This window comes from Holdemania massiliensis (genome assembly GCF_022440805.1).
Taxonomy (GTDB): domain Bacteria; phylum Bacillota_I; class Bacilli_A; order Erysipelotrichales; family Erysipelotrichaceae; genus Holdemania; species Holdemania massiliensis_A.
Window position 1 is genome coordinate 1464898 of sequence record NZ_JAKNTK010000001.1, and the last position, 23101, is coordinate 1487998.

The window sequence follows — 23101 nt, forward strand, 5'->3', positions numbered from 1 at the left end:
GATTCCCTCAGGGCTGCAGCTTTCTTTATTTTTGATGCTTACGATTCCAGGAATGATATTCAGCCAAAAGCAGTGAAGATAAAGTTTGCAGATCATAATCATCATGGAGCAACAAGGATTTAAGCGAATCACTGCTGGAATTAAACGGATATTTCATTCGCAGAGCCATAAGCGGCAGAGGATCATCAGGGGTTTCTTTCAGTTTTTCCTTGAGTCTTCGTAAATCATTTTCCATTTGCATTCTTAATTCTTCATCATTGATCATACTGCATCCCTCTTTTATTCAGCTCATTTAATTTCTTTAGGTACTTGACTTGTTTTACGATAGAGCGAGTTTCATAATACTGAATAAGCTGTTCGTAAACAAAGATCATTCCTTCAGAACTACCTTCTCGATTTAAGTATTTCTCACAAGCTTTGAGTTTAGACTCAATTTCTTTCTCCTTATTGGGGGTTCTCTGCATATCAATAATCTGTAGCATATCTCCAATAAATTTGTTTTTTTCATATTGTTTGCAATAGATCAAAAACTTATCTAATTCTTCTGACTGATCTGTATGCAATAATGTCCAAGCTATACCATAAAATATTTCAGGAATAGTTTGCCAGCCTGATCGTAACTGCTTGTAAATATTCTGAGCTTTTTCGTATTGAGCTGCACTAACATAATTATTCCCAGCATTACTTAAGATAATATTGATATCTTGATCTGTTAAATACTTTGAATAAGTTTTTAATAACGTTTCATATATTTTTCCTGCTTCTGTAGGATGATTTTCATGGGCATATATTATTGCCTCATGCATTTGTGAAAATGCTACGCGTTTAAAGTTATTATTCTCTTTGAAAAGCATCTCAGCTTTATTATTGTATTTATGGGCTAATGCTAAATGCCCTATTTGGATTAAGCAAATTGATGATTGATAATATAATAAATCTTGGAAATAATTTACAGAGTAAGGATAATCAAAAAGGGTTTGAAAATAAGTTAATGCTTTTGCTGGATGATGTAGGTTTTTCTCCAATATTCCTTGATATAAAATAAACTGATAAATTTGAGCATAATCTAAGCAATCTTTGTATTTTTTTAAATACTTGTCTGTTTTTATTTCTTTGCAATTATTATAAGTGATATTATATATAAAACAAGTTAAATTATATTCCAAAAACAGAATAGAATTATTAAGTAACTTTTCTTGTCGCTGTAATTTTTTGAATAATGAAGAAGCAGTTTCATAATCACAGAAATATAGTTTTTCTTTTATTAAGCTCATTAGAGTTTTCTGGTCTTCTATCCAATCTTTGTTTAAAGAAGGTAATTCTAATTTATTTAGAATAGTTTTGTATAATTCCTCCGTTATAGGTCGCAGACCTCTTTCCATTTCACTAAATGAAGAATTTGCCATAGGCAGTGACTTTGCAAAGGCTTCTTGTTTCCAGTTTAACTCTATTCGTCTTTTTCTTATTAAAGCTGCTTTTAGTTTAATTTCATCAGTGTTCATTGTATTTATAACCTTCTTTCGTAAAAAAGAGTCAAAATATCTGAATTTTTGCTTTTTTTTATGGCTTTTCTATGCCAAATTTTCAAAAGGGCTTTCGTTGTAGAATACCCCTTTGAATTCTATAATTATTACAGACAAACGTTTGTCCTGAAGAAAGGACAGAGAAGATGAAGAAGATTTTAGTTAGTCTGATGCTGATTCTGCCATTGATGGCTGCTGTTCCAACAGTAACTCCTGTAATGGCAACTTATGGCTTCAGTGTTTTTGGTCCCAATTAAATAAGTAAACTAAGGGCCCTTAGTTTTTAATTCCTATTTCTTTGTTTTTGAATCTTGTCTGTTCGGTTTGTTAGTTTTCTTTGTCTATTTCTCAGTTATTTTATCACTTCCAATAACCCATTTTTCCACATTATATCAAAAATGTTCATTTTAATAAACGGTCAAAATAGTTGATTGCTAGCCTTATATGTAAAAATTACGATCGTTATAATAAAATCAACGAAGATAGAAGAGGTCAGCTATGCGTGAAAATGAACATTTTATTGATTTAAATTACGCTGTATATCTGCGAATCAAAGAAATTCAAAATACGTTCAATATCAAAAGTACCAGCAAACTGGCTGAAATGGCAGGTGTAAATAAATCAACGATTAGTATGCTGAAGACAAAGCGTGAGAAAACAGTAACCTTACAGACTATTCGCCTGATCTGCGATGCAGTAGGTATTACGCTGGCTGAATTCTTTAATTCACCTTTGTTTCCAAATGATCAAGAGAAACGGTTGATCGAGGGATAATTCCTTCGATTTTTTCATATGCTGAATTGAAAGAGGGATGGAAACATGGATGAAATGATGGAACTGATGCATCAATTATTATTAGGTAATGGAATATTAATTGCTGGCTGTGTTTATGTTTGTGCAGAATTGCTCAAAACATTATTGCCGCGAATGAACAGCACCTGGATTCCTTTGATCGGCGCTCTCATGGGTGTCTTGCTAGGATTGATCATCCCTGATTTTTCAGTGGGACAGGGAATGCTGGTGAAGGCGATCAGCGGGTTGTGCTTAGGTTGGGCAGCGACCGGTGCTTTTGAATCTGTGAAATGCATTAAAAGCCGTCAGCGCAGCTAATTGGATAGATTGTATAGAGAGAGGATCGCGGATGCTCTCTTTTACTTTGCTAAATTCAATGAAAGCAAGATTTCTTTTTATCGGAAATATAAACTTAAGGTGAGAATAGGCATTATCGCTAATTTCACTGTGATTATAAAAGCAGATTATTCATCAGGTTTGTAACGGACGCAAAAGACAGAGCTGGTAAACTATGGTACAATAATACAGAAGAAGCGCGAACAGTCGCTTTGTGATAGGAATTTAAAGGAGATTAATATATGAGTGAAAACCAGCCGGAAAAGGCTTTATTTCAAATGATCGCTGAGGCATTAACGCCCGAGGGCACATTGCCGAAGGATTTTTCGCTGCCAAAAGAAAAGGTGCAGAATAAGTTGATCTTTGCTGACGGTGCGATGGATGGCATTAAATTATATCATACCCAGCCAAAGACCGTGGATATCGAACCTGTCTGTCAGGCGCTGCTGCTCATTAGCCAGGGACAGGAAGAAACGGGAAAGGCGCAGCTGACTGCGGCCTTGGAACAGCACAGTGTAATTGAAGTCATCGATGCTCTGCACAAATGGATATATGAAAATCATGATCAGCTGGATCCAGGAAAGCTTTCGGGATTTGCAATCCGCAGTATCATGACATCGACCAATCCGGAACTCGTTAAGCTGGGATTGGCAATTATGGAGCTGCTCAATACCGATAAACAGGAAGCACTGAAAAAAGTGATTCGGGCGCTTGCCTTATGCAATGAGTTTACGCTGTACTGTCTGTTCATCATGCGCAGCTGGACCCGCGGCAATGATGAGATTTTTGATTTGATGCAGAAGGTTCACGGCTGGGGCAGAATTCACTGCGTTAACCAGATTGATCCGGCGAATCGGCTGATCAAGAAGTGGCTGCTGGATCATGGCTGTGAGAACAGTGTTGCTCCGGCATATTCAGCGTTGACCGTCGCAAAAAAGTGTGATTTGATCGAACAAATTCAGCGTGAAGATCTGTCGGCGGAAGATTGGTCAGGCATCACTTTGATGATGGACGGCTTGATGGCAGAAGGTCCGGTTGCCGGAATTTCTGAAATTGAGGATCGTGAAACTTTATTTGCCGGTTATCTGGCACAAACAGAACATTTTCCAATGACATTGGCTACGGTTCAGAATTTGATCGCCATAGCTCAGTATATTGACGGCGAACAGGTTAAAATGCCGGAGATTAAAAAACAATGTTTGGAGCTTTTGAAGTCATCAGCTTGTTATGTGACCGTCAGCGCGGCGATGGAACAGGGAAAAGGGTTCGAGGAAGCATTGAAGCTGAGTATTCCGTATGAAGAAAAGGCAATGACCTGGCTGAAGCAGAATCCAGTTGAGCACTGCATGGCAGCTCGTCTGTTGATGGCATCGGAAAATGCCTGTGACGAGATTCTGGCGCTGTATGCAGACTGTTTGCCATTAGATACGATGGCCAGCGGCCCATCCGATGTTCTAGGTTTAGGTAAGGATTATCAGGATTATCATGCCCTGGCAGCTGTACTGCAGTCACTGAAGCTGTACCCGGGTAAAGGTGTCGAGTTTATCCGCTGCGCTTTGTTGTGTCCGGTGATCAGCTGCCGTACTTATGCGCTGGATACGCTTGAGAGCTGGGTAAAATTAGCGCAGACCTCACTTAAGGGAATTGCCCCTGAATTGTTGATCGTCTTGGAACAGGCATCTGAGCTGGAAGTCAAAGAAGAACTGAAAACACGGATTCTGACGCTTAAACAATCCGCTTAATAGGAAATAGTAGTTGATTGGCAGCATTCGTCTTTGGGTAAGAAGGTGCAAACCGATAAATCAGGAGTTGTTAAAATTAATTCAGCGATGAAAGGAGAGAAATAAGCATGAAATATATGATTAGGATTATTCAAGTTTCTACACTTTTAGGTGGAGCAGAGTTTATGCTGATGTTGCTTTTTGGAGATTTAACTGAAAGCGTAAAGCCATTAGTATTGGGGACAGTACTTGTCAGTCTCATTATATTTGGAGTACTTGACATGATTGGAAGAAAATTAGAAAGTAAAAGAAATGAGGTATCTAATGTTTTATCCTAATTTTTAGCAGGATTATTTGAAGAAACATAGTATTAATTAACTTCAAATTTATCGTGGGAGCTAAACAGATTGTAAAATAAAAACTTACAGGAAGAGATGATAATATGTGGTTCGATATTGATGCGAGTGGCATAAACATCAAATTGCAGATTAATGGATATAAGCAATCATCCAAGGATAATTGGGATAGTGAATGGTGTAAATGCGATTTTTCGTTTTCATCAGGTGAGTTTCTGAATTATCATAAAGAAAATGATGAAGTGTTCTTGTGCTGTGAGGTAGAAGCTCTGGAAACTGCATTAACTGAACTCCTAGATAAAAAAATTCAAAGATAAATGAGATTGAGTTTTTTGAACCTGACTTTAATTTTATATTATATCCGCAGACAGATTTAAGAAATGATCCTAAATATACTTATGTTCGCCCAGGATATGAAATACAAGATATTTATCTTGAATGGAAAATATTCTTTTGGAATGATGGACTTACAGAAAATTTTCTTTCACTAACGTTGGTTAGGGATGAAATTAAAAAATTTCGTGATTATTTGTCATTAATTATTAAACAATAAATTACAATTTCTCGGACTAGTTTAAGCTGTATTATTAGTAATTTGCATTGGTGAAAAAATATATTTACAATAGCGGTAAATTTTGTTTGAGTGCATACACATCACGCAAAATACTTATTGAAAAAAATCATAGTCTTTTATAAAGCGCCAGACAGACACAGACAAAGACATCTTGATTTCATGCAGCAAGCTGCTTTCGCAGAAAAAGGATGAAAAAAAAGGAAAAGTTTAAAATTTAAAAAATCCAGTCTCGGAAGCATTGCTGAGTGCTTCTTAGCTGGATTTTTTTTCTGTCTGAACTCAAAGATTATTCTTTAGGTTATTTGCACTTAGCGTTTTTGATCAGCTTTGATCAGCTCGCGAAGCGCTTCAATCGCGGCCCGGATAGGCGCTTCGGTGTCATGATGCTGAATGTTTTCTAAACCGGCTTTCTCCCGCTGCTGATTGGCAACGGTCAGGAAAACAGAACCGACCCGGCAGCGCAGATAACCGCCGACAATAAATAAGGCCGCTGATTCCATTTCGCTGGCTAAGCAGCCCATCCGAACCCAGGCATCCCATTTGCGCAGCAGTTCTTCATGGTTCGGCAATTCTTCCGGTTTGTGCTGACCATAAAAGGCATCCTTGCATTGGACAACGCCGACATGATAAGGCAGGCTGAGCTTTTCTGCACTGTGAGCCAGAGCGTTGACGATCTGAAAATCAGCAACAGCGGGGTATTCAATTGGCGCATATTCTTTGCTTGTCCCTTCAAAACGGACAGCTCCGGTAGCGATCACCAGATCGCCGCCTTTTACATCCAGATCCATGCCGCCGCAGGTACCCACGCGGATGAAGGTGTCTGCACCGCAGACATGCAGTTCTTCCATCGCAATCGAAGCCGAAGCTCCGCCGATTCCGGTTGAGGTGACACTGACCTTTACCCCATCCAATTCGCCGGTATAGGTAACAAATTCGCGTGAATCTGCAATCAATACTGGATTGTCGAAGTGGGCTGCGATCTTAGCACAACGTTTTGGATCACCCGGCAGCAAAACATAACGGCCGACCTCGCCTTTCGCAACACCAATGTGGTATTGTCTGCCTGAGCCTTCTGTATAATCAATCATACTTGTTCCTCCTTTGTAAAGGGCTTTCATCACTTATAATGTACCACACCTCAGACATCAAAAAAAGCGACATTTGTCGCTTTTTGAGTCTTTTATCCGATTAGTTGTTGGCCGGGTTAAGATCGTTGTTTACGACCAGGTCAACGGCTTTCCAGTTGCCCGAGCTGCGCGTCAGGACAATTTGATAACCACAGTGATAAGTACGGTTTCCATAGGTATTGCTCAATACGGTATAATCGAAAATCACTTTGCCAACTAAGTCGTCATCATCGATCTGGATCAGATCAATGACCTCTGAGTTTTCAAATTTAACACCGGCATGACTAGTATACCATTGGTTGTCCATGGTACGGATTTTAGTGGCAAATTCGCTGCCGGTCAAAAAGTAGCCAGTTAATGTTCCCAAACTGCCGTCGCCGGTTGCATAACGTGCTGCGGCTTCAGCGATGGCAATCATCGTCTTCTCACCTGCGTTTTTGACTTCACCGGCGGCTTCGCTTCCAACATAGAAACGTTCTTCATAGGCGTCTTTAACTACTTTGTAGCCATCGGCTGAGATTTCCGGCTCCGACATCAATTCGCTGATTTCATAACGTGTCACGGAAGGCGCGGCAGAGCTGGTCTTATAGCGATCAAAGGTGCCGGCTGGAACCTGTGTTTCTTTTACATAATCGCTGCCTAATAAAATGCCATTGACTTTCACCTGAGCGGCTGCCGGGGCATCAATCAGATAGCTTAGATTGCCGGAACTCTGCATGATCGTTTCTACCTGCCAGGCATCGTTCTCTTTGCGCAGATTCAGCGTCGAAACCTTTTTGCCGTCAGAATAGACACCGTAGGTACCTTCATGACCTTCAGCCGTTTTATCATCCTTGACATAGCTGAGATCCTGGAAGTCAACATTTCCGTAGATCGTATTCATCGTCGCATTGAAGTCGGCTTCGCTGCTTAAGCTGCCGGTTCGTGTCTGAAACTGTTCATATAATTCCGAATAATCCTGTTTTTCGATTTTCTTCATGTAAGCTTCCAAAGCGGCGTTAGGCATCGTTTTTTCATAAGCGCTCATCTTGGCATTGACTAAGGTGAGTACACCAGCGGAAGCGCCGATTACAATCACCAGGATCAGCCCGATCATGGCCATGGCTGTTCCGGTGGGAATTCCTTGTTTTTTACTCATAGCAATTTCTCCTATTTCACGATAAAGGCGGTTGGCACGCGGCGGTCGCCTTTAATCGATACGGTGGTATTCAGTGTTTCGCCATCATAAACCATGACAGTAGAATTACCGCCGTCCAGATTGGCGGCGTTAACAGCATCATACTGCTGCATGATGTCAATGATATCCTGATAGGTTGAGCCAAAGCTGCTCGGCTGGCGGCCATCCAGAACCATCAGCAGAAAGGCGCCGTCATAACGCTGTCCAATGACTGTGCGCGGATTAAGTCCCGGATGCCGCCCGGTTTCAAAGACGACGTCCCAGTTCTTAATGAAGACGGGACCAAAGGTAACCGCATCGCGGATATCATAATCCAGCGCCTGCTGGGCAGTCATATCACCAACGACTAACTGGTTGGCATTGTTGATGCCGATAACCGGTGTAAATTCGTTAGGTCTGCCGCTGATCAGCTTTCCATCATGAATGACAATACCATAAGCTGTCCCGCCGTTGCCGTTGCCGCCGGCATCTTCAAAGCCCCCGGCATTGATTCCAGCAATCGCGTTGTTATCTTGAATGTACTTTTCAACGGAATACCCCGGTGCTCCGGAATCCATATTCGGATTGCAGGCAACGAAGACGCGTGAAGGATCGTGAACGATCATCAATTTACCTTCAAAAGTAGTTCCCTTCAGATCAATAATTTCAATGGCGTCCTTATCCGCACTTTCTGAAGCGGTTGGTTTATCCTCTTCATCTGCCAGCTGCGGATTGCGGATCGCTTCCAGCTCAGCCTGGGAATAGAACAGCCCAGCGGCTTTATACTGCAGACTGCCTTCCTCCATGGTTTCCAGCAAATGCTGCGTATACGCTTTGTAAGGTCCGCGATAGATCGAATTGAGCGCTAAAGTTCCGGTTATCCCAGCACCAGCTAAGACCATGACCAGGATGATACCGCTCAGCGCTCCGGCGGAGATCCCGGATTTTTTCGCTTTTCTTTTTTTAGTCATTTGTTTCATGTATGAAGTTTGATCTTCATACGACTCCTTTCTTTTGTTCGTGTTCAGCCACAGCATAATTATATCGGCAACCGCGCCAGAAAACAATGCGTGTGCAGACGAAATAAATGAAGACTTCATGACGAAAAGAAATGAAGTGGAGAGCGTTGAGAAGTACCTGTTAAAAAATACTGAAAAAAATAAAAAGAAAGAAATGATCTTGAAAGAAGTGATTAGGAAAGAAAAATAAACAAGTCAGCAAAGATGGAAAAAATATAATGCATATTTAATGCGCATATAATGCATAGATTTTTCAAAACACAAAAAAAAAGCCTTTTGTTAAAGGCTTTCACGTTATAGTGGCAGGGGTGGAGAGAATCGAACTCCCATCAAAGGTTTTGGAGACCTCTGTTCTACCATTGAACCACACCCCTAAAAATGGTGACCCGTACGAGATTCGAACTCGTGAATGACGCCGTGAAAGGGCGCTGTGTTAAGCCACTTCACCAACGGGCCAATTTTTCGATTGCTTTGTAATAATAGCATAAACTTTTTCTGATTTCAACAAAAAAATAAAAAAAGAAAGCAGAACAGAATCGGAACAAGAGATGACTTACCGAATTTCCTGTAATGCAGCGGATAAATCTGTTTGGAAATCGGATACCCCTATTCAATAGGCTGCTAAGAACAGCCTTCTTCTGTCGATGAGTTCTGAGCGAAGGTAGGTTTTCATTTCTTTTTTTGAATTTCAATTCAGCTTTCTTCCTGCTTTTCTTAAACACTTTATTTCTTTTGGTATTTTTGTCTGCTGGAAGTCGCTAATACTGGTTTACTTTTCAGATCAAATATCTTAAAATTTACGTGTATCTAAAATGAGAAGGAGATTAATTATGAAAATTTCATCGCTACAATCTGCTAGATATGAGTATTCACCGAAACTCCCAGGTATGTTACGGCATGGTATTGCCAATATTGGAGTTCAGGAAGGGGAAGAAACTCAGAGCGCAGCCGATCAGGAAGTAATCAAACGCTTATTTCCGAACACATACGGCAAAAAGGAAATCACATTCGTACAGGGTGAGAACACGGCAGAAGCCAAGAAGCAAGTGGTCGGCGTCATTCTTTCCGGCGGTCAGGCACCTGGCGGACATAACGTCATCTGCGGTTTATATGATGCTTTAAAGGCAGCGAATACGGAAAACGTTCTGTATGGCTTTAAAAACGGTCCGATCGGTTTGATTGAAGATGATTATTTGATTTTCGATGATGCTTACATCAATCAGTTCCGCAATACCGGCGGTTTTGATATCATCGGTTCCGGAAGAACAAAACTGGAAACCAATGAACAGTTTGCAATTGTTGCGGATGTCTGCAAAAAGCACGGAATTACGGCCATTGTCATCATCGGCGGAGATGATTCCAATACCAATGCAGCGGTTCTGGCGGAATACTTTGCGGCGCATGATACCGGTGTTCAGGTGATTGGGTGCCCGAAAACCATTGACGGCGATTTGAAGAATGAAGATATTGAATGCTCATTCGGCTTTGATACCGCGACCAAGACGTACAGCGAGATTATCGGAAACATTGAAAGAGATGCGAATTCAGCGAAGAAATATTGGCATTTCATTAAGGTCATGGGCCGTTCCGCTTCGCATGTTGCTTTGGAATGCGCACTTGAAACTCAACCGAATATCTGCCTGATCTCAGAAGAAGTTTCGGCTAAGAAAATGTCGCTTTCCCAGATTGCGGATTACATTGCGGATTCTGTCGAAAAGCGTGCGGCGAAGGGAATGAACTTCGGTGTCGCGATCATTCCGGAAGGCGTTGTTGAATTTGTACCGGAATTCTCAGCGTTAATTCAGGAAATCAACGAACTGCTTGCAGGAAGCAAAGCGGATGCATTCAATGCGCTTGCGACTTGGAGTGAGAAGTATGCGTTCATCGAAAAGGGACTGACTAAAGAATCGATGGGTGTCTTTGCGATTCTTCCTGAAAACATTCAGCAGCAGCTGTTCCTGGAACGCGATCCGCATGGCAACGTTCAGGTTTCACTGATCGAATCTGAAAAATTATTCTCGGCCTTGGTCAAGGATAAATTAGATGAGAGAAAGAAAGCTGGAACCTACAAGGGAAAATTCAGCGCCCTGCATCATTTCTTAGGTTATGAAGGAAGATGTGCATTCCCGTCGAACTTTGATTCAGATTACTGTTATTCGTTAGGCTATAATGCGTTCATGCTGATCCAGTATGGCTATAACGGTTATCTGTCAAAAATCTCCAACCTGTCCAATCCGGCCAGCGAATGGACAGCCGGCGGCATGCCGATTACTAAGATGATGAACATCGAAAGAAGACATGGTGAAGACAAGCCGGTTATTAAAAAGGCACTTGTTGAACTGGATGGCAAGCCGTTCAAATTCTTTGAAGCCCACCGTGAAGAATGGGCAGTAGAAACAAGCTTTGTTTATCCGGGCGCAATCCAGTATTACGGACCAGCGGAAGTCTGCGATATCACAACGAAGACGTTGGCACTGGAGCACGAATAATTCATCAGAATAAACGTTTGATCAGTTGTTCTGTGACTCTTGCATAGGATTGATAAAAAGAAATTGCCAGATTGGATCATAACGATTCCTTTCCGGCAATTTTTTTATTTGTAAATTTTGACTGAACAAGCGTGGACAGGAAGCTGCTGATATGCGTCCAGGATCAAAGCGAGATTCTTCGCTAAGGGTCGGCCGCCGTCAAGATACAGGACACGGCAGGGCAGACTGGCAGCCCACTTCAGATGCCGGCTGCGGCAGGGAGATCCGTCTGTTTCATAACGATCTGAATCCGCCAGAAAACGCTGATGGGAATCAAACATGTCGCCGCCAGGCAGAATCCGTTCTCCAAAAGCTTCCCATTCCCGCTGGTGCAGCCGCTGACGGCGCAGCGCAGCGTCGGCATCGACATGGACGGCTAAGTCAAACAGCGGTACAAAGGGGGCGTTGAAGCTGTCCATGGAACCGGCCATGACGAAATGATCGAATTGAGAAATGTCATGCATTAAACGTTCGGCTTTTTCCTGACGGGAATACATACATGTAAAGGGAATGGGCGTGTCTTTCCGCCAGAGATAATCGTCGATATCAAAATAAGGATAACCTAATTCCTGAGCTAGTTTTCGGCCTAAGGTTGTTTTCCCGGAACCGGAAGAACCGAATAAGATAATTCCGCGTGTCATTCTATATCCCTCCCTGATGATGCATTATGGACTTTTATTCTATCACAAAAGACGCGGTCAGAATAACATAAGTAAAGAATTCCTGTTGTTCTCGTTTTTAGCGATAGAACCTGGTAGAATGATTATAAATAGAAGCTTGATCGCCGGATGCTGGAAACTTTGCAGCTTAAGGGTTTAATGCAGTTAACCGGCAAATCAAACGGATTAGGAGAATAGAATGCTTATTTTGGATGCGCTGCGCAGCTGCTTGCTGGCAGGGGTGGTATTGGGTCTGGTTCCCGTTGTATGGTGGTGGTTTAAAGGCCGTAAACAGGCAAAGTTTACTCTGTATTTTGGTTTGATCCGGCCGAAGAAAACAAGGCAGGCTGCGTTCATGATTGGAATGTACGGCTTGATCTGGGGGATGACTCATCTGCCGTATCTTACGCAGTATACCCAACCCTCGGCCAGTCTGTATGCTGGAATGGGGAGTGCGGCAATCCTTCCGATTTTGATCATCAGTTTCATACAGACCGGGTTTTTGGAAGAATTTCTGTTTCGGGGCTTTCTGAACAAACGGCTGGTTAGTCGTTTCGGTGTTTATCGAGGTGTTCTCCTTCAGGGTGTTATTTTCGGTACTCTGCATGTCCTGTTAGCCTCAAACGTCACGTGGCTTTCCGGAATGATTATTTTTACGACGACCCTGCTTGGCGGCCTGGTGCTGGGCTTGCTTTCTGAAAAAACGTTTCAGGGTTCAATTTTACCAGGCGTATTTCTGCATGGATTGGGCAACATGATCATCAATTTAATCCAGGCATTTTCATAATGATGCCCGCAAACAATGGCTGAGAAAACAGAGATAAAGAAAAACGCTGAGTGAAGTCCGGAATACAGGAAGCACAGCGTTTTTTTGCTTTATATAGTATACCTAATTGATCTGAGGAGCGAAGTTGTCATTGACTTGTAAGTCCAGCTCAGTTTATTCCAAATCGATCAGTCGGACATTGGTGACGCCTTTTTTCTCCTTTAAGCTGCGCAGGACTTCGTCAATGGAACAATCCAGATCCGAGATATCCAGGGAGAGGCTGACGGAGGCATGATCGTGGATAGGGATCGACTGGTTGATTGTCAGAACGCTGGTATGCTGAGCAGCGAGCTCGTTGAGAACCTCGCTTAAAACTCCCTGCTGATGCGTCAGAATCATGCTCAGAACCGCTTTGCGGCCGCGCGCATTTTCCGAGAAGGAAAAGATGGAGTCTTTGTATTTATAATAGGTGCTGCGGCTGATGCCGACTCGCTGGACGGCTTCACTGACGCCTTTGACTTTGTGCTGCTCAACCAGATCGCGGGCAGCGACGACTTTTTCATAGAAGTCCGGCAAAATTTTTGTATTGACGATCAAATATTGTTCACTCATGAAAGTCCTCCTTCATTTCAATGCGGGTACCCTCCTGCTGGACCCGGCATGGCAGCAACTGCCAATGATGGCTGAGCGTTTTCAGCTTTAGGGATAATGCGGCTTCCGGAAGCGTGTCGAGAAATATCGCTAAGAGCGTCGGCCCGGACCCGCTGATCATGACGGCAGCGGCCCCTTGATCCCGACACAGCTGCCGGACTTCATCATATTCAGGAATCAATGGAATGCGGTAGGGTTCGTGCAGCGGTTCATTCATGGCGGCTTCCAATAAGGCGCTGTCCGCGGTTTCCAAGCCCTTTAACAAAAAGGCCAGTTTGCCCAAAGCTCCGGCAGCCTGAGCGTGCGGAATGGCAGCCGGCAGCGCTTGCCGGGCACGCTGGGTTTCCAGCTCATAGTCCGGAACCAACGCCGCCCAATGCAGCCGGTCGCTGACGGTGAAATCGGCGGTCAAAAGGCAGTCCTGATCGACGATGGCGGCTTTGAGTCCGCCCAGCAGTGCGGGGGTGACATTGTCAGGATGACCTTCCAGTTCACAGGCCAGCCGCAATAGATCCAAGGCCGACACCGGTTCATTCAGCAGGGCATTGGCTCCGCACAGACCGGCGATAATGCAGGCGGAGGAAGAACCTAAACCTCGGCTGGGCGGGATCGGTGAGTCAATCGTAATCCGCACCGGCAGGGGTTCTTCATTCAGTTTTTGGAACAGCCGGCAATAGGCGCGCTGAACCAAGTTGTCGGCATTGCAGAAGCGTTCAGGACAGCCGGTAATCGCAAACTGATCCGCCAAAGTAAAGGTAAAACTAGCTTCCAAATCCAAAGCCAGGCCCAGTGTATCAAATCCCGGTCCAAGATTGGCCGTGGTGGCCGGAACGATGACTTTAATCATGCTTCACAACCTGCACTTTCTGCCGGACATAATCGACAATCGCGTCTTTTTCAATTTTGTCGGTATGCCGGATGTTTTTTTCACGCAGGCCCTGCAAAGCGGTTGGAATTGGAAGGCCGGTGCGGGCGGAGAGCTGTTCCATGGCTGACCATTCATCTAAATCACAATGTCCAAACAGCGCTTCGTGGACATCCCTGCTGAATTTATAGCACGAAGCGGTTGCCAGAATGACGCAGGGATCCTGAACCTCGCCTTTTTGCCGCAGCTGCCGCAAAACATGCACGCCGACGGCGGTGTGGGGATCAAGAATCTGAGCGGTCTGGGCGTACACCTTGCGGATCGTTTCCGCTGCCTGATCATCCAGGCAGTCGCCGCAGGCGAATTGACGCTGCAGCTTCGTTAACAGGCTTGGTTCAATCTGATACCAGCCGTTTTGTTTCAGTTGTTCCATATACAGACTGACTGAGCCGTCATCCGGGGCTGATTCATGCGCCAGTAAGCGTTCCAGATTGCTGGAGATCAGAATGTCCATGGACGGCGACGTCGTTTTGACGAGTTTTCGCCGACAATCATAACGGCCGGTCGTAAAAAATTCAGTCAGGACGTTGTTGGCATTGCTGGCGACGATCAGCTTGCCGACAGGCAGGCCCATCTGTTTGGCATAATAGCCAGCCAGAATATCGCCGAAATTACCAGTCGGAACACTGAAATTCAGGTGTTGACCGTTTCTTAGCACGCCTTGTCTGCGCAGTTTTCGGTAGGCCCAGAAATAATAAACAATCTGCGGAACTAGCCGTCCGATATTGATGGAGTTAGCGCTGGAAAGCCGGATATGATGAGCTTGCAGCTCAGCGCTGAGCTGCGGATCGGCGAAGCATCGCTTCACAGCACTTTGGGCGTCGTCAAAATCCCCGCGGACAGCACAGACGCCGACATTTTTGCCTTCACTGGTCAGCATCTGCCGCTGCTGAATTTCACTGACCCGCTGATCAGGGTAAAAGACAAGCAGTTCGCAGCCGCTGCGGTCTTTGAAGCCTTCCAGCGCCGCTTTGCCGGTATCCCCGGAAGTCGCTGCTAAAATCAATGTTTGCGCCGGATTTTCCTGACGAGCTGCGGCTTCGTTTAAAAATAACGGCAGCAGCGACAACGCGATATCCTTAAAGGCCGCCGTCGGACCATGATACAGTTCCAGCAGATAATCCGAACCTAGCGGTTTTAAGGCAACGACGTCTTCAGCTTCGAAGCGGCCGTCATAGGCCTGATGCAGAAAAGATGTGAGGGTCTGCGGATCCAGTTCATCGGTAAAACAGGATAAGACAGCGTGGGCAATCTGCAAGTAACTGTCCGGCAGAGTTTCAACATTGAGTTGTTTGTTTTGCCAGTCTTCGGGGATATACAGCCCGCCATCTTCGGCGATGCCGTTTTGGACAGCGGTCCAAAAATCCGTTTGAATTTGTGAACTGCGCGTACTGCGCAATGATTTTTTCATACTACCACCTCTTGAATTTTTTAACAGTTCTATGATACAATGTCTTTCAATGAAAAACAAGTGTATTTATTTTAAATACATACAAGGGGGAATTCATTTGAAAATCGCAATGCTCGGCTGGGGAACTGTTGCCCGCAGCCTGATGGATCAGCTTAAGCAGCATCCGGATGATGCGATCCAGACCGCAGCCATTCTGATTCGTAAGCCGCATCCGCGGGCCTGTCCGGAAATGACGTATGATTATGCTGTGATCCTGGAAAATCCGGAAATTGACGTCGTAGTGGAAATGATTCCGGGAGCTGAGGCGGCATGGAACTATTGCAGTCAGGCCATGCAGGCCGGAAAATCCGTTGTGACCTCCAACAAGGCGATGGTCTCAGCTTATTTTTCGCAGTTGTTAGCTTTGGCTGAAAAGCACAAAGTTCAGTTTCGCTATGATGCCTGTGTTGCCGGAGGCATCCCCTGGCTGCGCACGCTTACAGCTTTGAAGCAAACTGATCCGTTGCTTTCGATCGAAGGCATCTTTAACGGGACAACCAATTATATTCTTGACCACATGGAGCGGGATCGGCTGTCGCTGGCGGAGGGGATTGCCCAGGCGCAGCAGCTCGGGTATGCAGAAGCGGATCCAAGCGCAGATTTGGAAGGAGAAGATCTGGCGCGCAAGCTGATGATCAGCGCCGGCTGTGCCTTCGGCGTGCTGCTGCATCGGGATCAGTTTGCGGTGCAGGGGCTGCAGGGATTGTGCGCGCAGGATATTGAGGCCTTTCTGGCTAAAGATAAACGCTGCCGGCTGATCTCTACGTTAAAGCAAGGATCCTCAGGCATGCAGGCAGGGATTGAGCCGGTGCTGCTGCCTTTCAACGCCCCGTTGGCACAGATTCGCGATAATCTGAATGCCGGGGTTCTGCGCACCGTCAATCTGGGCGAATTGACTTTGATCGGACAGGGGGCAGGAGGTCCGCCGACCGCTCACGCCGTGCTGACCGACCTGTTGGAGATTCTGAATGATCATCCGGTTTCACCGCTGACGCTGCAGGAAACCAATCTTTGCGAAAATCCGGAGGCTGTTCGATATTATATCGGAACCCAAGCCGAAACCGCCGGCTTGTTTGCCGAGCTGACCCAGGAAATCCGCCGCAGCGGAGGGCGGACGCAGCTGTGGACGGTTCCGACAGCGAACAATAGGCTAAAAGCGCTGATCGCGCAGGCCCGCGCCCAGGATCCGCAGCTGTTTGCTGCTCGGATCGAGGAGGAAGCAAGATGATCGTTGCAAAATTTGGAGGTTCTTCCCTGGCCGATGCCCAGCAGTTTAAAAAGGTCAAAGCCATTGTGGAAACGGATCCGGAGCGTCAGATTGTTGTCTGCAGCGCGGCGGGCCGGCGATGGAAAAAGGATAATAAAATCACGGATCTGCTTTATTTGTGTCATGCCCATCTGCAGTATTCGGTTTCCTGCGATCCGCTCTTTGAATTAATTCGCCAGCGGTTTTATGAAATCCGTGATGAATTGCAAGTAACTGTGGATCTGGAGCAGCCTTTAGCTGAGCTCAGGGAGAAGATGCGTCAGGGCATCAGTCAGGATGAGCTGGTATCACGTGGGGAATGGCTGACGTCCAAGCTGATGGCTGCTTATCTGGGCTGGCCGTTTGTCGATGCGGCCGAGGTGATCCGGTTTGGCTATGACGGCAAGATTGATCACAACCTCACCCGTCAGCTGATCCAGGCGCAGATCCAGCAAACGGAAAAGTTTGTCATTCCCGGCTTTTACGGGGCTTTGCCCAATGGCAAAATCAAGGTTATGGCACGCGGCGGTTCGGATATCACCGGCAGTCTTTTAGCCTCAGCGCTGTCTGCTCGGCTGTATGAAAACTGGACGGATGTCAGCGGAATTCTGATGGCGGATCCGCGGATTATCGAACATCCGGTTCAGATTGAGCGAATTACCTACAGTGAACTTCGCGAATTATCCTATATGGGAGCCAATGTGCTGCATGAGGATGCGATCTATCCGGTGAAGGACGCGAACATTCCAATCGTGATCCGCAATACGAATCAGCCGGAAAATCCCGGCACGCAGATCGTCGATCACGTCGATCCACAACAGGAGGATCGCTCCCGTTTTGTCACCGGCATCGCCGGGAAAAAAGACTTCACTGTCATCACGATGTACCGTCACAATGCGTCCAATGAAGTCGGCTTGCTGAAGCGGGCGCTGGAAGTGCTGGAAAAGTATCGGATCAGCGTTGAGCATGTTCCTTCAGGGATCGATAATTTCTCAATCGTTGTTTCCAGTGCGGCAGTGGCCGATAGTTTGTATGAAATCGCAGCTCAGCTGAAGCAGGTATGTGAATGCGATGATATCAAGGTTGTAAGCAATCTAAGTCTGATCGCGGTCGTGGGACGCAATATGGCGCTGCAGTGCGGAATTTCCGGTCAGCTGTTTCAAACGCTGGGCGCTCATCAGATCAACATTCGGATGATTGCACAGGGTTCGGATGAAATCAACATCATCGTCGGCGTGGAAAATGAAGACTTTGACCGCGCGATCCAGGTTCTGTATGCGGCGTTTGCGCCGAAGCGAGGGAGGAAGCAGGAATGAAAGCATGTCGAATAGCGATCTTGGGAGCCACGGGTGCGGTTGGCCGCACAATGCTTCAGGTCTTGGAAGAACAAACGGATTGGGAAATCGGTGAAGTCCGGCTGTTGGCCAGTCCGCGCAGCGCGGGTCAGACGCTGTTGTTTAAAGGTCAGCCGCTGACCCTTGAAGCGGTAACAGAAACAAGCTTTGAGGGAATGGATGTCGTGTTGGGCGCGGTCGAGAATGATCTGGCCAAACGCTGGGCGCCTTGGATCGTGAAAGCCGGCGCTGTGTTTGTCGACAACAGCAGTGCGTTCCGCTTGGATCCTGAAGTGCCGTTAGTCATTCCGCAGATCAATCCGCAGGATATTCAAAGACATCAGGGGATTATAGCCAACCCCAACTGTGCGACGATTCTGGCTTTGATGGCCGTGGCTCCAATTTATCGGCGGTCCCGGATCACACGGATGATGGTCTCGACCTACCAAGCTGTTTCCGGAGCCGGAGCGGCAGGGCTGGCTGAACTAAAGCGGCAGATCACGGAACTCGAAGCCGGGAAAGCCGCAACCGTCGAAACGTTTCCAGCGCAGATCGCGTATAATCTCATCCCGCAGATCGGCGGATTTAACGAAGCGGGTTACAGCTCGGAGGAAATGAAGCTGAATGATGAAGGTCAGAAAATCCTTCATGATCCAGAATTGCGCGTCAGCTGTACCTGCGTGCGGGTTCCGGTGCTGCGGTGTCATTCCGAATCGATTTACCTGGAAACTGAAGCCTTCCTCAGTCTTGATGAAGTACGTCAGGCCCTGGAAGAAGCCGAAGGGGTTGTGCTTAACGAACAGCCTTATCCGACTCCGCTGCGCTGTACGGATCAGGATTTAGTCGAAGTCGGCCGGCTGCGCAGGGATTTGACTTGTGAAAAGGGAATCGCCTTGTGGTGCTGCGGCGATCAGCTGCGCAAGGGTGCCGCGACCAACGCGGTCGAAATTGTCCGTGAATGGTGGAAATCCGTTCAGTCTTCCAACTGACTGTCCGGTCAATGCGGGTGGAAATTTCAGATCCTCCAAAAGACAAAGATAACCGTAATTCTAACAAAAAAAGTCCTGGGGTAAGCACCCAGGGCTTTTTACGAACAGACGGACAGATCGGGAGGACTGCTTATGGATTCAGTCAGATCCATCCTCTGTTTCGGAATAAGTTTATTGATTGGAAGTCCGGTCCAAACAATCCCAATCCAGTCCGGCCAGCTTCAGAACATCGCTGACCTGATACAGCGTCCAGGTCGGCTGCGTGGAGGGACGATCGCTTCGGCCCCAAACAGCCAGAGCACTGTCACAGCCGGCATGATGGGCACATTGCAGATCGTAATCCGCATCTCCGATATAAATCGTTTCTGCGGCTTCAGCCCCGCTGCGTTTCAGATACATCCGCATCGGCTCGCCATCCGGTTTATGCTTCTGCGTATCATCGGCAGTGATGATGACATCAAAATACGGCTGCAGGCCTAACACCTGAAAATCCTGGGCCAGCTCAATTTGGGTTTTGGAAGTGATGACGCCGCAGGCAACGCGATGCTTCCGCAGCGTTTGAAGCAGCGGCACAATTCCGTCAAAGATCGTCACTTCCTGAAGATATTCGATATACTTCGCATCCCATTGCCGCAGCACTTGTTCAGGATGATCCAGATCGAAACGCACTAACGCATCCTTCCCGGGAATGCCCAGGGCAAACCGAAGCTGCTCAACTGACCGCGCAATTCCATGCTGCTGCAAGGCCCATTGCAGGGAATGCAGCACCGCCATTTCCGTATTCAGCAGCGTGCCGTCAATATCAAAGACCAAATGGGTGTAGGTTTTCATAACGAGCTCTCCATGGTGTTCATCAGCTGCATGGCTCTGCGGCTCAGGCCGATCTCATAATCTGCCCGGAAATCATCGGAAAGCAGTAAGACCGGCGGCTGGACACCGGTAAAACAGGTGTTTAACTGGGTCTGAATTTCATCGAAATGCTGGATAAAAAACGGATGCGTATAAAGCTGAATGAAATCCGGATCGGTAATAATCGCATAGGTCAGAATGCAGTGCAGGATCGCCTTCGGCAAAGTTTCCGGCCAGGCGTTCATGTTCAAGCCTTCCTTGCGGATCCAGGGCAGCAGTTCAATTTCACCGGCAACCTGATGCGCGCCCTTGAGCGTTTTTCCGCCGATAACAAAGCTTGAGCCGAAACCGCAGCTGCCCAAATAGAAACTGATCAGCGTCGTCTGATCGTTCATCCGGCAGCGCTGCCAGCAGCCTTCCGCCGAAATCCACATGTCGTTGCCTAAGGAACCCTTTAAGCCGCTGACACACTCCAGCTCTTTTAACAGATTAACACCCTTGAGCTGCGGATATTCAAAGCTCTGCTGAACGGTTTCGCCGTTGGTGTTGGCGGCGATGCCCAAACAGAAGCAGCACAGCGAGGGTTCCTGACGGCGGGCCTGCAGAAGCAGACCGGCGAGGGTATCAAACAGATCCAAATCGGATTCGATTTCAATTCTTCCCTGGTTTTTCGTCATCCCCAGACTGTCCAGAACAAACCAATCTAGCCGCTGTCCTTCCAGAATCAGGGCAATCGCATTGCGAAAATCGGAATTGTATTGATAAATCCGGCTGCATCGGCCGCCGGAGGAATTCCGCATGCCGACAATCTGCAGCTGGTGTGAATTGACCATCTCATCAATGATTTTGCCAACCGTTGGAAAGCTCAATCCGGTTTTTTCAGCCAGTTCGGTCTTGCTGAAAGGCTCTCCCACCAGAAAAGCATTCCGAATTTTCTGCAGATTGAGCTGTTTAAGCGTTGCGGCATCAGCCATAAGTGCGCCTCCTTTAAATTTAAAATACTTTTTAAAACTGATTTAATAATAAAACGAAGATCGTGTTTTGTCAAGGGCAGCCATCCAATCATGTCTGGCTTCCGTTGACGGATCCTCATTGAAAGCGCCGTTTCTGTGCCTGCAGCCTGAATCTAGCCAACTGCTCACAGCCTGCCTTTATTTTTAACTTCTCTTTTACCAAGGGTCTGCTACAATAAAGATAAGAGGTGAGTCGAAAATGTTGGAAGAACATGAATTCTATCTGCGCCAGATCCGCCTTCATGAAGACGCAAAGGATCATCCTGCAGAATATCCGCTGACGATTCCGCTTTTCAAACACTTTCAGGCCCTGACGCTCCATCAGCCTTTAACGTTTATCACCGGGGATAACGGTACAGGGAAGTCCACGTTAATCGAAGCGATTGCGGTCGGAATGGGCTTTAATCCCGAAGGAGGAACGCGCAATTTCCAGTTTGCCACGCGGGAAACACATTCCTCTCTGCATGAAGCGCTGACGCTGGTCAAAGGTGTCCGGCATTGTCGGGATGGTTTTTTCTTCCGGGCGGAAAGCTTTTACAATGTAGCCTCTGAAATTGAGAACATCGCCGCTGAGGACAGCCGTATGCTCAACAGCTACGGCGGAGTTTCACTGCATAAAATGTCCCATGGTGAAAGCTATCTGACGTTGCTGCGCAGCCGGCTGTTCGGCCGCGGCTTTTATATTTTCGACGAACCGGAATCGGCGCTCTCGCCGACGGGTCAATTTGCAATGCTGGCGATAATGAATGATCTGATTCAGGAAGATTCTCAGCTGGTCATCGCCACGCATTCGCCGATCCTGCTGGCCTGTCCGCATGCCGAGATTCTGGAAATCCAGGATGATGAGCTGGTAGCAGTGAGCTATGATCAGTCGCAGACCGTTAATTTATACCGCCGGTTTCTGAATAACCCCAACATGATCCGGCAGATTCTGGAATAAGCTGTCAAAAAGCATTTCAGCAGGGAATTCATGATCATCCCCGATGGTTCATGCCAATAAAAAACGGACATGCTGTCCGGATTGAGTTAAACAGAAATGGAAGAGGGAAGCGCAGAAGCTTCAAGCACCTGAGCGCAGGTCTGGAAATAACCGATCAGCGTTTTTTCCGCTTCGGTCAGCTTATGGTTTTTTAACCAAGAAACACCGTAGCTCCAAACCTGATCGGCAAATGGAACGCTGGTAAAAACTTCCGAGGCCGGCAGCCGGGTTTCATGTTCGACGGTCAGCGCTATCCCATGATTATCGCAGACAAACTGTCGGAGCAGCTCCATTTCGGAAGTTGTCAGCACGACATTGGGACGAAATCCCAGGCGGCGGCAGCCCTGAATTAAAAAGGCATAAGATTTAAATTCCTTGCCCACCATCATGAGTCTTTGATCCCGCAGATCGTGGAATGTGATCTGAGCTCTATGGGATAAGGGATTTTGGCGGTTAATCCAGAAATGAAACGGTTCGCTGAACAGGGGCTGGGTATGAAAATGAGCCTGATCAAAAGGCGCTACGGTGACGGCGAGATCCAGCTGTTTTTCAAGCAGCTTCTGTTCACAGCGCAGATCCGGCAAGTCCTCATGAAGAATCTCGATGTGCGGATGATGCTGCCGGAATTCGACAAGGGTATTGATGCCCAGGGAACCGATTGTACCATAGGAAAAGCCGATCCGCAGCTGATTGGTTTTTGGCCGGGTGAGATCTTCCAGTTTTTCCAACGTATCGTTATACTCCTCCAGCGTCCGCACGGCAAATTCATATAAACATTCACCCGCCGGCGTCAGCTGACGGCCACTGTCCGTTTTGACAAACAGCGGTGTTTTTAATTCCTGTTCCAAAAGCCGGATGGCTTTGTGCAGACCCTGCGGTGAAATATAGGCAGCCTTAGCCGCTTTAGCGAAAGAAGCCTGCCGGCACACTTCAACAAAATAGCTCAAAGTTCGAAAATCCATAATTCAATCCCCCGCTTGATCATTTCAGCCTGTTTTCATTTGTGCCTATTATAGCATAGATTGTGAAAATAAAAACACAGTGGAAACTCTTGGTTGAAAAAAGATCAAATAAGAGATGATTGGCGAATCTGAAAAGGCTTGTGATA

At 46.4% G+C, this 23101-nt stretch carries 23 protein-coding genes and 2 tRNA genes; 11 read left to right on the forward strand and 14 right to left on the reverse strand.

The window, feature by feature from the left end; all coding sequences use genetic code 11:
• Positions 1 to 25: 25 nt before the first annotated feature.
• Together MCG46_RS06500 and MCG46_RS06505 are read right to left on the reverse strand one after the other, a co-directional pair.
• A complete protein-coding gene (locus MCG46_RS06500; RefSeq protein ID WP_020223005.1) occupies positions 26 to 265 on the reverse strand; it encodes a hypothetical protein in 240 nt (79 codons plus the stop codon).
• Positions 255 to 1502: a helix-turn-helix domain-containing protein gene (locus MCG46_RS06505; RefSeq protein ID WP_240278734.1), complete on the reverse strand. Its 1248-nt coding sequence runs from the start codon at positions 1500 to 1502 to the stop codon at positions 255 to 257. Before MCG46_RS06505 ends, MCG46_RS06500 begins: the two co-directional genes overlap by 11 nt.
• Positions 1503 to 2021: 519 nt before the next feature.
• Between MCG46_RS06505 and MCG46_RS06510 the strand changes: the two genes are divergently transcribed.
• The 5 genes from MCG46_RS06510 (at position 2022) to MCG46_RS06530 (ending at position 5045) form a co-directional block, all read left to right on the forward strand.
• Complete coding sequence (locus tag MCG46_RS06510) at positions 2022 to 2297, forward strand: helix-turn-helix domain-containing protein (RefSeq protein ID WP_020223007.1); 276 nt, start codon at positions 2022 to 2024, stop codon at positions 2295 to 2297.
• Between the two features lie 45 nt (positions 2298 to 2342).
• Positions 2343 to 2633 carry a hypothetical protein gene (locus tag MCG46_RS06515; protein WP_020223008.1) on the forward strand — a complete coding sequence of 97 codons (291 nt, stop codon included), beginning with the start codon at positions 2343 to 2345 and terminating at the stop codon, positions 2631 to 2633.
• Between the two features lie 260 nt (positions 2634 to 2893).
• Complete coding sequence (locus MCG46_RS06520; RefSeq protein ID WP_240278736.1) at positions 2894 to 4393, forward strand: hypothetical protein; 1500 nt, start codon at positions 2894 to 2896, stop codon at positions 4391 to 4393.
• Between the two features lie 107 nt (positions 4394 to 4500).
• Positions 4501 to 4710: a hypothetical protein gene (locus MCG46_RS06525; protein WP_240278738.1), complete on the forward strand. Its 210-nt coding sequence runs from the start codon at positions 4501 to 4503 to the stop codon at positions 4708 to 4710.
• Positions 4711 to 4814: 104 nt separating this feature from the next.
• On the forward strand, positions 4815 to 5045 hold the full coding sequence (locus tag MCG46_RS06530) for a WapI family immunity protein (protein WP_240278740.1): 231 nt from the start codon (positions 4815 to 4817) through the stop codon (positions 5043 to 5045).
• Between the two features lie 565 nt (positions 5046 to 5610).
• Here MCG46_RS06530 and udp read toward each other — a convergent pair.
• The 5 genes from udp to MCG46_RS06555 all read right to left on the reverse strand — a co-directional run bounded on the left by udp (position 5611) and on the right by MCG46_RS06555 (position 9060).
• Positions 5611 to 6390 carry a uridine phosphorylase gene (gene udp / locus MCG46_RS06535; RefSeq protein WP_020223011.1) on the reverse strand — a complete coding sequence of 260 codons (780 nt, stop codon included), beginning with the start codon at positions 6388 to 6390 and terminating at the stop codon, positions 5611 to 5613.
• 100 nt (positions 6391 to 6490) lie between these two features.
• Positions 6491 to 7567 carry an NTF2-like N-terminal transpeptidase domain-containing protein gene (locus tag MCG46_RS06540; RefSeq protein ID WP_240278742.1) on the reverse strand — a complete coding sequence of 359 codons (1077 nt, stop codon included), beginning with the start codon at positions 7565 to 7567 and terminating at the stop codon, positions 6491 to 6493.
• 11 nt (positions 7568 to 7578) lie between these two features.
• Positions 7579 to 8556 carry a phosphodiester glycosidase family protein gene (locus MCG46_RS06545; protein ID WP_020223013.1) on the reverse strand — a complete coding sequence of 326 codons (978 nt, stop codon included), beginning with the start codon at positions 8554 to 8556 and terminating at the stop codon, positions 7579 to 7581.
• Between the two features lie 348 nt (positions 8557 to 8904).
• A tRNA-Trp gene (locus MCG46_RS06550) sits at positions 8905 to 8978 on the reverse strand.
• Between the two features lie 5 nt (positions 8979 to 8983).
• Positions 8984 to 9060: transfer RNA gene (locus tag MCG46_RS06555), tRNA-Glu, on the reverse strand.
• A 374-nt stretch (positions 9061 to 9434) separates the two neighbouring features.
• Between MCG46_RS06555 and MCG46_RS06560 the strand changes: the two genes are divergently transcribed.
• Complete coding sequence (locus MCG46_RS06560; protein WP_240278744.1) at positions 9435 to 11093, forward strand: diphosphate--fructose-6-phosphate 1-phosphotransferase; 1659 nt, start codon at positions 9435 to 9437, stop codon at positions 11091 to 11093.
• 104 nt (positions 11094 to 11197) lie between these two features.
• Here the strand turns inward: MCG46_RS06560 and MCG46_RS06565 are convergent, their stop codons facing one another.
• The gene (locus tag MCG46_RS06565; RefSeq protein WP_240278746.1) at positions 11198 to 11773 is read right to left on the reverse strand and encodes an AAA family ATPase; all 576 of its coding nucleotides are present in this window, start codon (positions 11771 to 11773) and stop codon (positions 11198 to 11200) included.
• Between the two features lie 217 nt (positions 11774 to 11990).
• Between MCG46_RS06565 and MCG46_RS06570 the strand changes: the two genes are divergently transcribed.
• Positions 11991 to 12578 carry a CPBP family intramembrane glutamic endopeptidase gene (locus tag MCG46_RS06570; protein ID WP_240278747.1) on the forward strand — a complete coding sequence of 196 codons (588 nt, stop codon included), beginning with the start codon at positions 11991 to 11993 and terminating at the stop codon, positions 12576 to 12578.
• Between the two features lie 153 nt (positions 12579 to 12731).
• Here the strand turns inward: MCG46_RS06570 and MCG46_RS06575 are convergent, their stop codons facing one another.
• Genes MCG46_RS06575 through thrC form a run of 3 tightly spaced genes read right to left on the reverse strand, consistent with a single transcriptional unit; the run spans position 12732 to position 15544 of the window.
• Positions 12732 to 13169 carry an ACT domain-containing protein gene (locus MCG46_RS06575; protein WP_020223021.1) on the reverse strand — a complete coding sequence of 146 codons (438 nt, stop codon included), beginning with the start codon at positions 13167 to 13169 and terminating at the stop codon, positions 12732 to 12734.
• The gene (gene thrB / locus MCG46_RS06580) at positions 13162 to 14055 is read right to left on the reverse strand and encodes a homoserine kinase (RefSeq protein WP_240278748.1); all 894 of its coding nucleotides are present in this window, start codon (positions 14053 to 14055) and stop codon (positions 13162 to 13164) included. Before thrB ends, MCG46_RS06575 begins: the two co-directional genes overlap by 8 nt.
• Complete coding sequence (gene thrC, locus MCG46_RS06585; protein WP_240278749.1) at positions 14048 to 15544, reverse strand: threonine synthase; 1497 nt, start codon at positions 15542 to 15544, stop codon at positions 14048 to 14050. The genes thrB and thrC overlap by 8 nt, the downstream gene beginning before the upstream one ends.
• Positions 15545 to 15641: 97 nt before the next feature.
• Between thrC and MCG46_RS06590 the strand changes: the two genes are divergently transcribed.
• The 3 genes from MCG46_RS06590 to MCG46_RS06600 are packed head-to-tail and all read left to right on the forward strand — an operon-like array spanning position 15642 to position 19152.
• Complete coding sequence (locus tag MCG46_RS06590; protein WP_240278750.1) at positions 15642 to 16811, forward strand: homoserine dehydrogenase; 1170 nt, start codon at positions 15642 to 15644, stop codon at positions 16809 to 16811.
• Entirely contained in the window at positions 16808 to 18145 is a 1338-nt protein-coding gene (locus MCG46_RS06595) for an aspartate kinase (protein ID WP_240278751.1), read from the forward strand. The genes MCG46_RS06590 and MCG46_RS06595 overlap by 4 nt, the downstream gene beginning before the upstream one ends.
• Positions 18142 to 19152 (forward strand): aspartate-semialdehyde dehydrogenase, encoded by a 1011-nt coding sequence (locus MCG46_RS06600; protein WP_240278760.1) that lies wholly within the window; start codon positions 18142 to 18144, stop codon positions 19150 to 19152. Before MCG46_RS06595 ends, MCG46_RS06600 begins: the two co-directional genes overlap by 4 nt.
• Before the next feature lie 171 nt (positions 19153 to 19323).
• On the opposite strand, the gene MCG46_RS06605 is transcribed toward MCG46_RS06600, so the two are convergent.
• Both MCG46_RS06605 and MCG46_RS06610 read right to left on the reverse strand, forming a co-directional pair.
• Complete coding sequence (locus tag MCG46_RS06605; RefSeq protein WP_240278761.1) at positions 19324 to 19983, reverse strand: HAD family hydrolase; 660 nt, start codon at positions 19981 to 19983, stop codon at positions 19324 to 19326.
• Complete coding sequence (locus tag MCG46_RS06610) at positions 19980 to 20975, reverse strand: ROK family protein (RefSeq protein ID WP_240278762.1); 996 nt, start codon at positions 20973 to 20975, stop codon at positions 19980 to 19982. The genes MCG46_RS06605 and MCG46_RS06610 overlap by 4 nt, the downstream gene beginning before the upstream one ends.
• 238 nt (positions 20976 to 21213) lie before the next feature.
• Here MCG46_RS06610 and MCG46_RS06615 point away from each other — a divergent pair, with 238 nt between their 5' ends.
• On the forward strand, positions 21214 to 21954 hold the full coding sequence (locus MCG46_RS06615; protein ID WP_240278764.1) for an AAA family ATPase: 741 nt from the start codon (positions 21214 to 21216) through the stop codon (positions 21952 to 21954).
• Between the two features lie 86 nt (positions 21955 to 22040).
• Here the strand turns inward: MCG46_RS06615 and MCG46_RS06620 are convergent, their stop codons facing one another.
• A complete protein-coding gene (locus MCG46_RS06620) occupies positions 22041 to 22955 on the reverse strand; it encodes a LysR family transcriptional regulator (protein WP_240278766.1) in 915 nt (304 codons plus the stop codon).
• Between the last annotated feature and the right edge of the window lie 146 nt (positions 22956 to 23101).

Bases quoted from the DNA above. Each gene is read 5' to 3' on its own strand.
- MCG46_RS06500 (WP_020223005.1), bottom strand. From the start codon at position 265: ATGATCAATGATGAAGAATTAAGAATGCAAATGGAAAATGATTTACGA.
- MCG46_RS06505 (WP_240278734.1), bottom strand. From the start codon at position 1,502: ATGAACACTGATGAAATTAAACTAAAAGCAGCTTTAATAAGAAAAAGA.
- MCG46_RS06510 (WP_020223007.1), top strand. From the start codon at position 2,022: ATGCGTGAAAATGAACATTTTATTGATTTAAATTACGCTGTATATCTG.
- MCG46_RS06515 (WP_020223008.1), top strand. From the start codon at position 2,343: ATGGATGAAATGATGGAACTGATGCATCAATTATTATTAGGTAATGGA.
- MCG46_RS06520 (WP_240278736.1), top strand. From the start codon at position 2,894: ATGAGTGAAAACCAGCCGGAAAAGGCTTTATTTCAAATGATCGCTGAG.
- MCG46_RS06525 (WP_240278738.1), top strand. From the start codon at position 4,501: ATGAAATATATGATTAGGATTATTCAAGTTTCTACACTTTTAGGTGGA.
- MCG46_RS06530 (WP_240278740.1), top strand. From the start codon at position 4,815: ATGTGGTTCGATATTGATGCGAGTGGCATAAACATCAAATTGCAGATT.
- udp (WP_020223011.1), bottom strand. From the start codon at position 6,390: ATGATTGATTATACAGAAGGCTCAGGCAGACAATACCACATTGGTGTT.
- MCG46_RS06540 (WP_240278742.1), bottom strand. From the start codon at position 7,567: ATGAGTAAAAAACAAGGAATTCCCACCGGAACAGCCATGGCCATGATC.
- MCG46_RS06545 (WP_020223013.1), bottom strand. From the start codon at position 8,556: ATGACTAAAAAAAGAAAAGCGAAAAAATCCGGGATCTCCGCCGGAGCG.
- MCG46_RS06560 (WP_240278744.1), top strand. From the start codon at position 9,435: ATGAAAATTTCATCGCTACAATCTGCTAGATATGAGTATTCACCGAAA.
- MCG46_RS06565 (WP_240278746.1), bottom strand. From the start codon at position 11,773: ATGACACGCGGAATTATCTTATTCGGTTCTTCCGGTTCCGGGAAAACA.
- MCG46_RS06570 (WP_240278747.1), top strand. From the start codon at position 11,991: ATGCTTATTTTGGATGCGCTGCGCAGCTGCTTGCTGGCAGGGGTGGTA.
- MCG46_RS06575 (WP_020223021.1), bottom strand. From the start codon at position 13,169: ATGAGTGAACAATATTTGATCGTCAATACAAAAATTTTGCCGGACTTC.
- thrB (WP_240278748.1), bottom strand. From the start codon at position 14,055: ATGATTAAAGTCATCGTTCCGGCCACCACGGCCAATCTTGGACCGGGA.
- thrC (WP_240278749.1), bottom strand. From the start codon at position 15,544: ATGAAAAAATCATTGCGCAGTACGCGCAGTTCACAAATTCAAACGGAT.
- MCG46_RS06595 (WP_240278751.1), top strand. From the start codon at position 16,808: ATGATCGTTGCAAAATTTGGAGGTTCTTCCCTGGCCGATGCCCAGCAG.
- MCG46_RS06600 (WP_240278760.1), top strand. From the start codon at position 18,142: ATGAAAGCATGTCGAATAGCGATCTTGGGAGCCACGGGTGCGGTTGGC.
- MCG46_RS06605 (WP_240278761.1), bottom strand. From the start codon at position 19,983: ATGAAAACCTACACCCATTTGGTCTTTGATATTGACGGCACGCTGCTG.
- MCG46_RS06610 (WP_240278762.1), bottom strand. From the start codon at position 20,975: ATGGCTGATGCCGCAACGCTTAAACAGCTCAATCTGCAGAAAATTCGG.
- MCG46_RS06615 (WP_240278764.1), top strand. From the start codon at position 21,214: ATGTTGGAAGAACATGAATTCTATCTGCGCCAGATCCGCCTTCATGAA.
- MCG46_RS06620 (WP_240278766.1), bottom strand. From the start codon at position 22,955: ATGGATTTTCGAACTTTGAGCTATTTTGTTGAAGTGTGCCGGCAGGCT.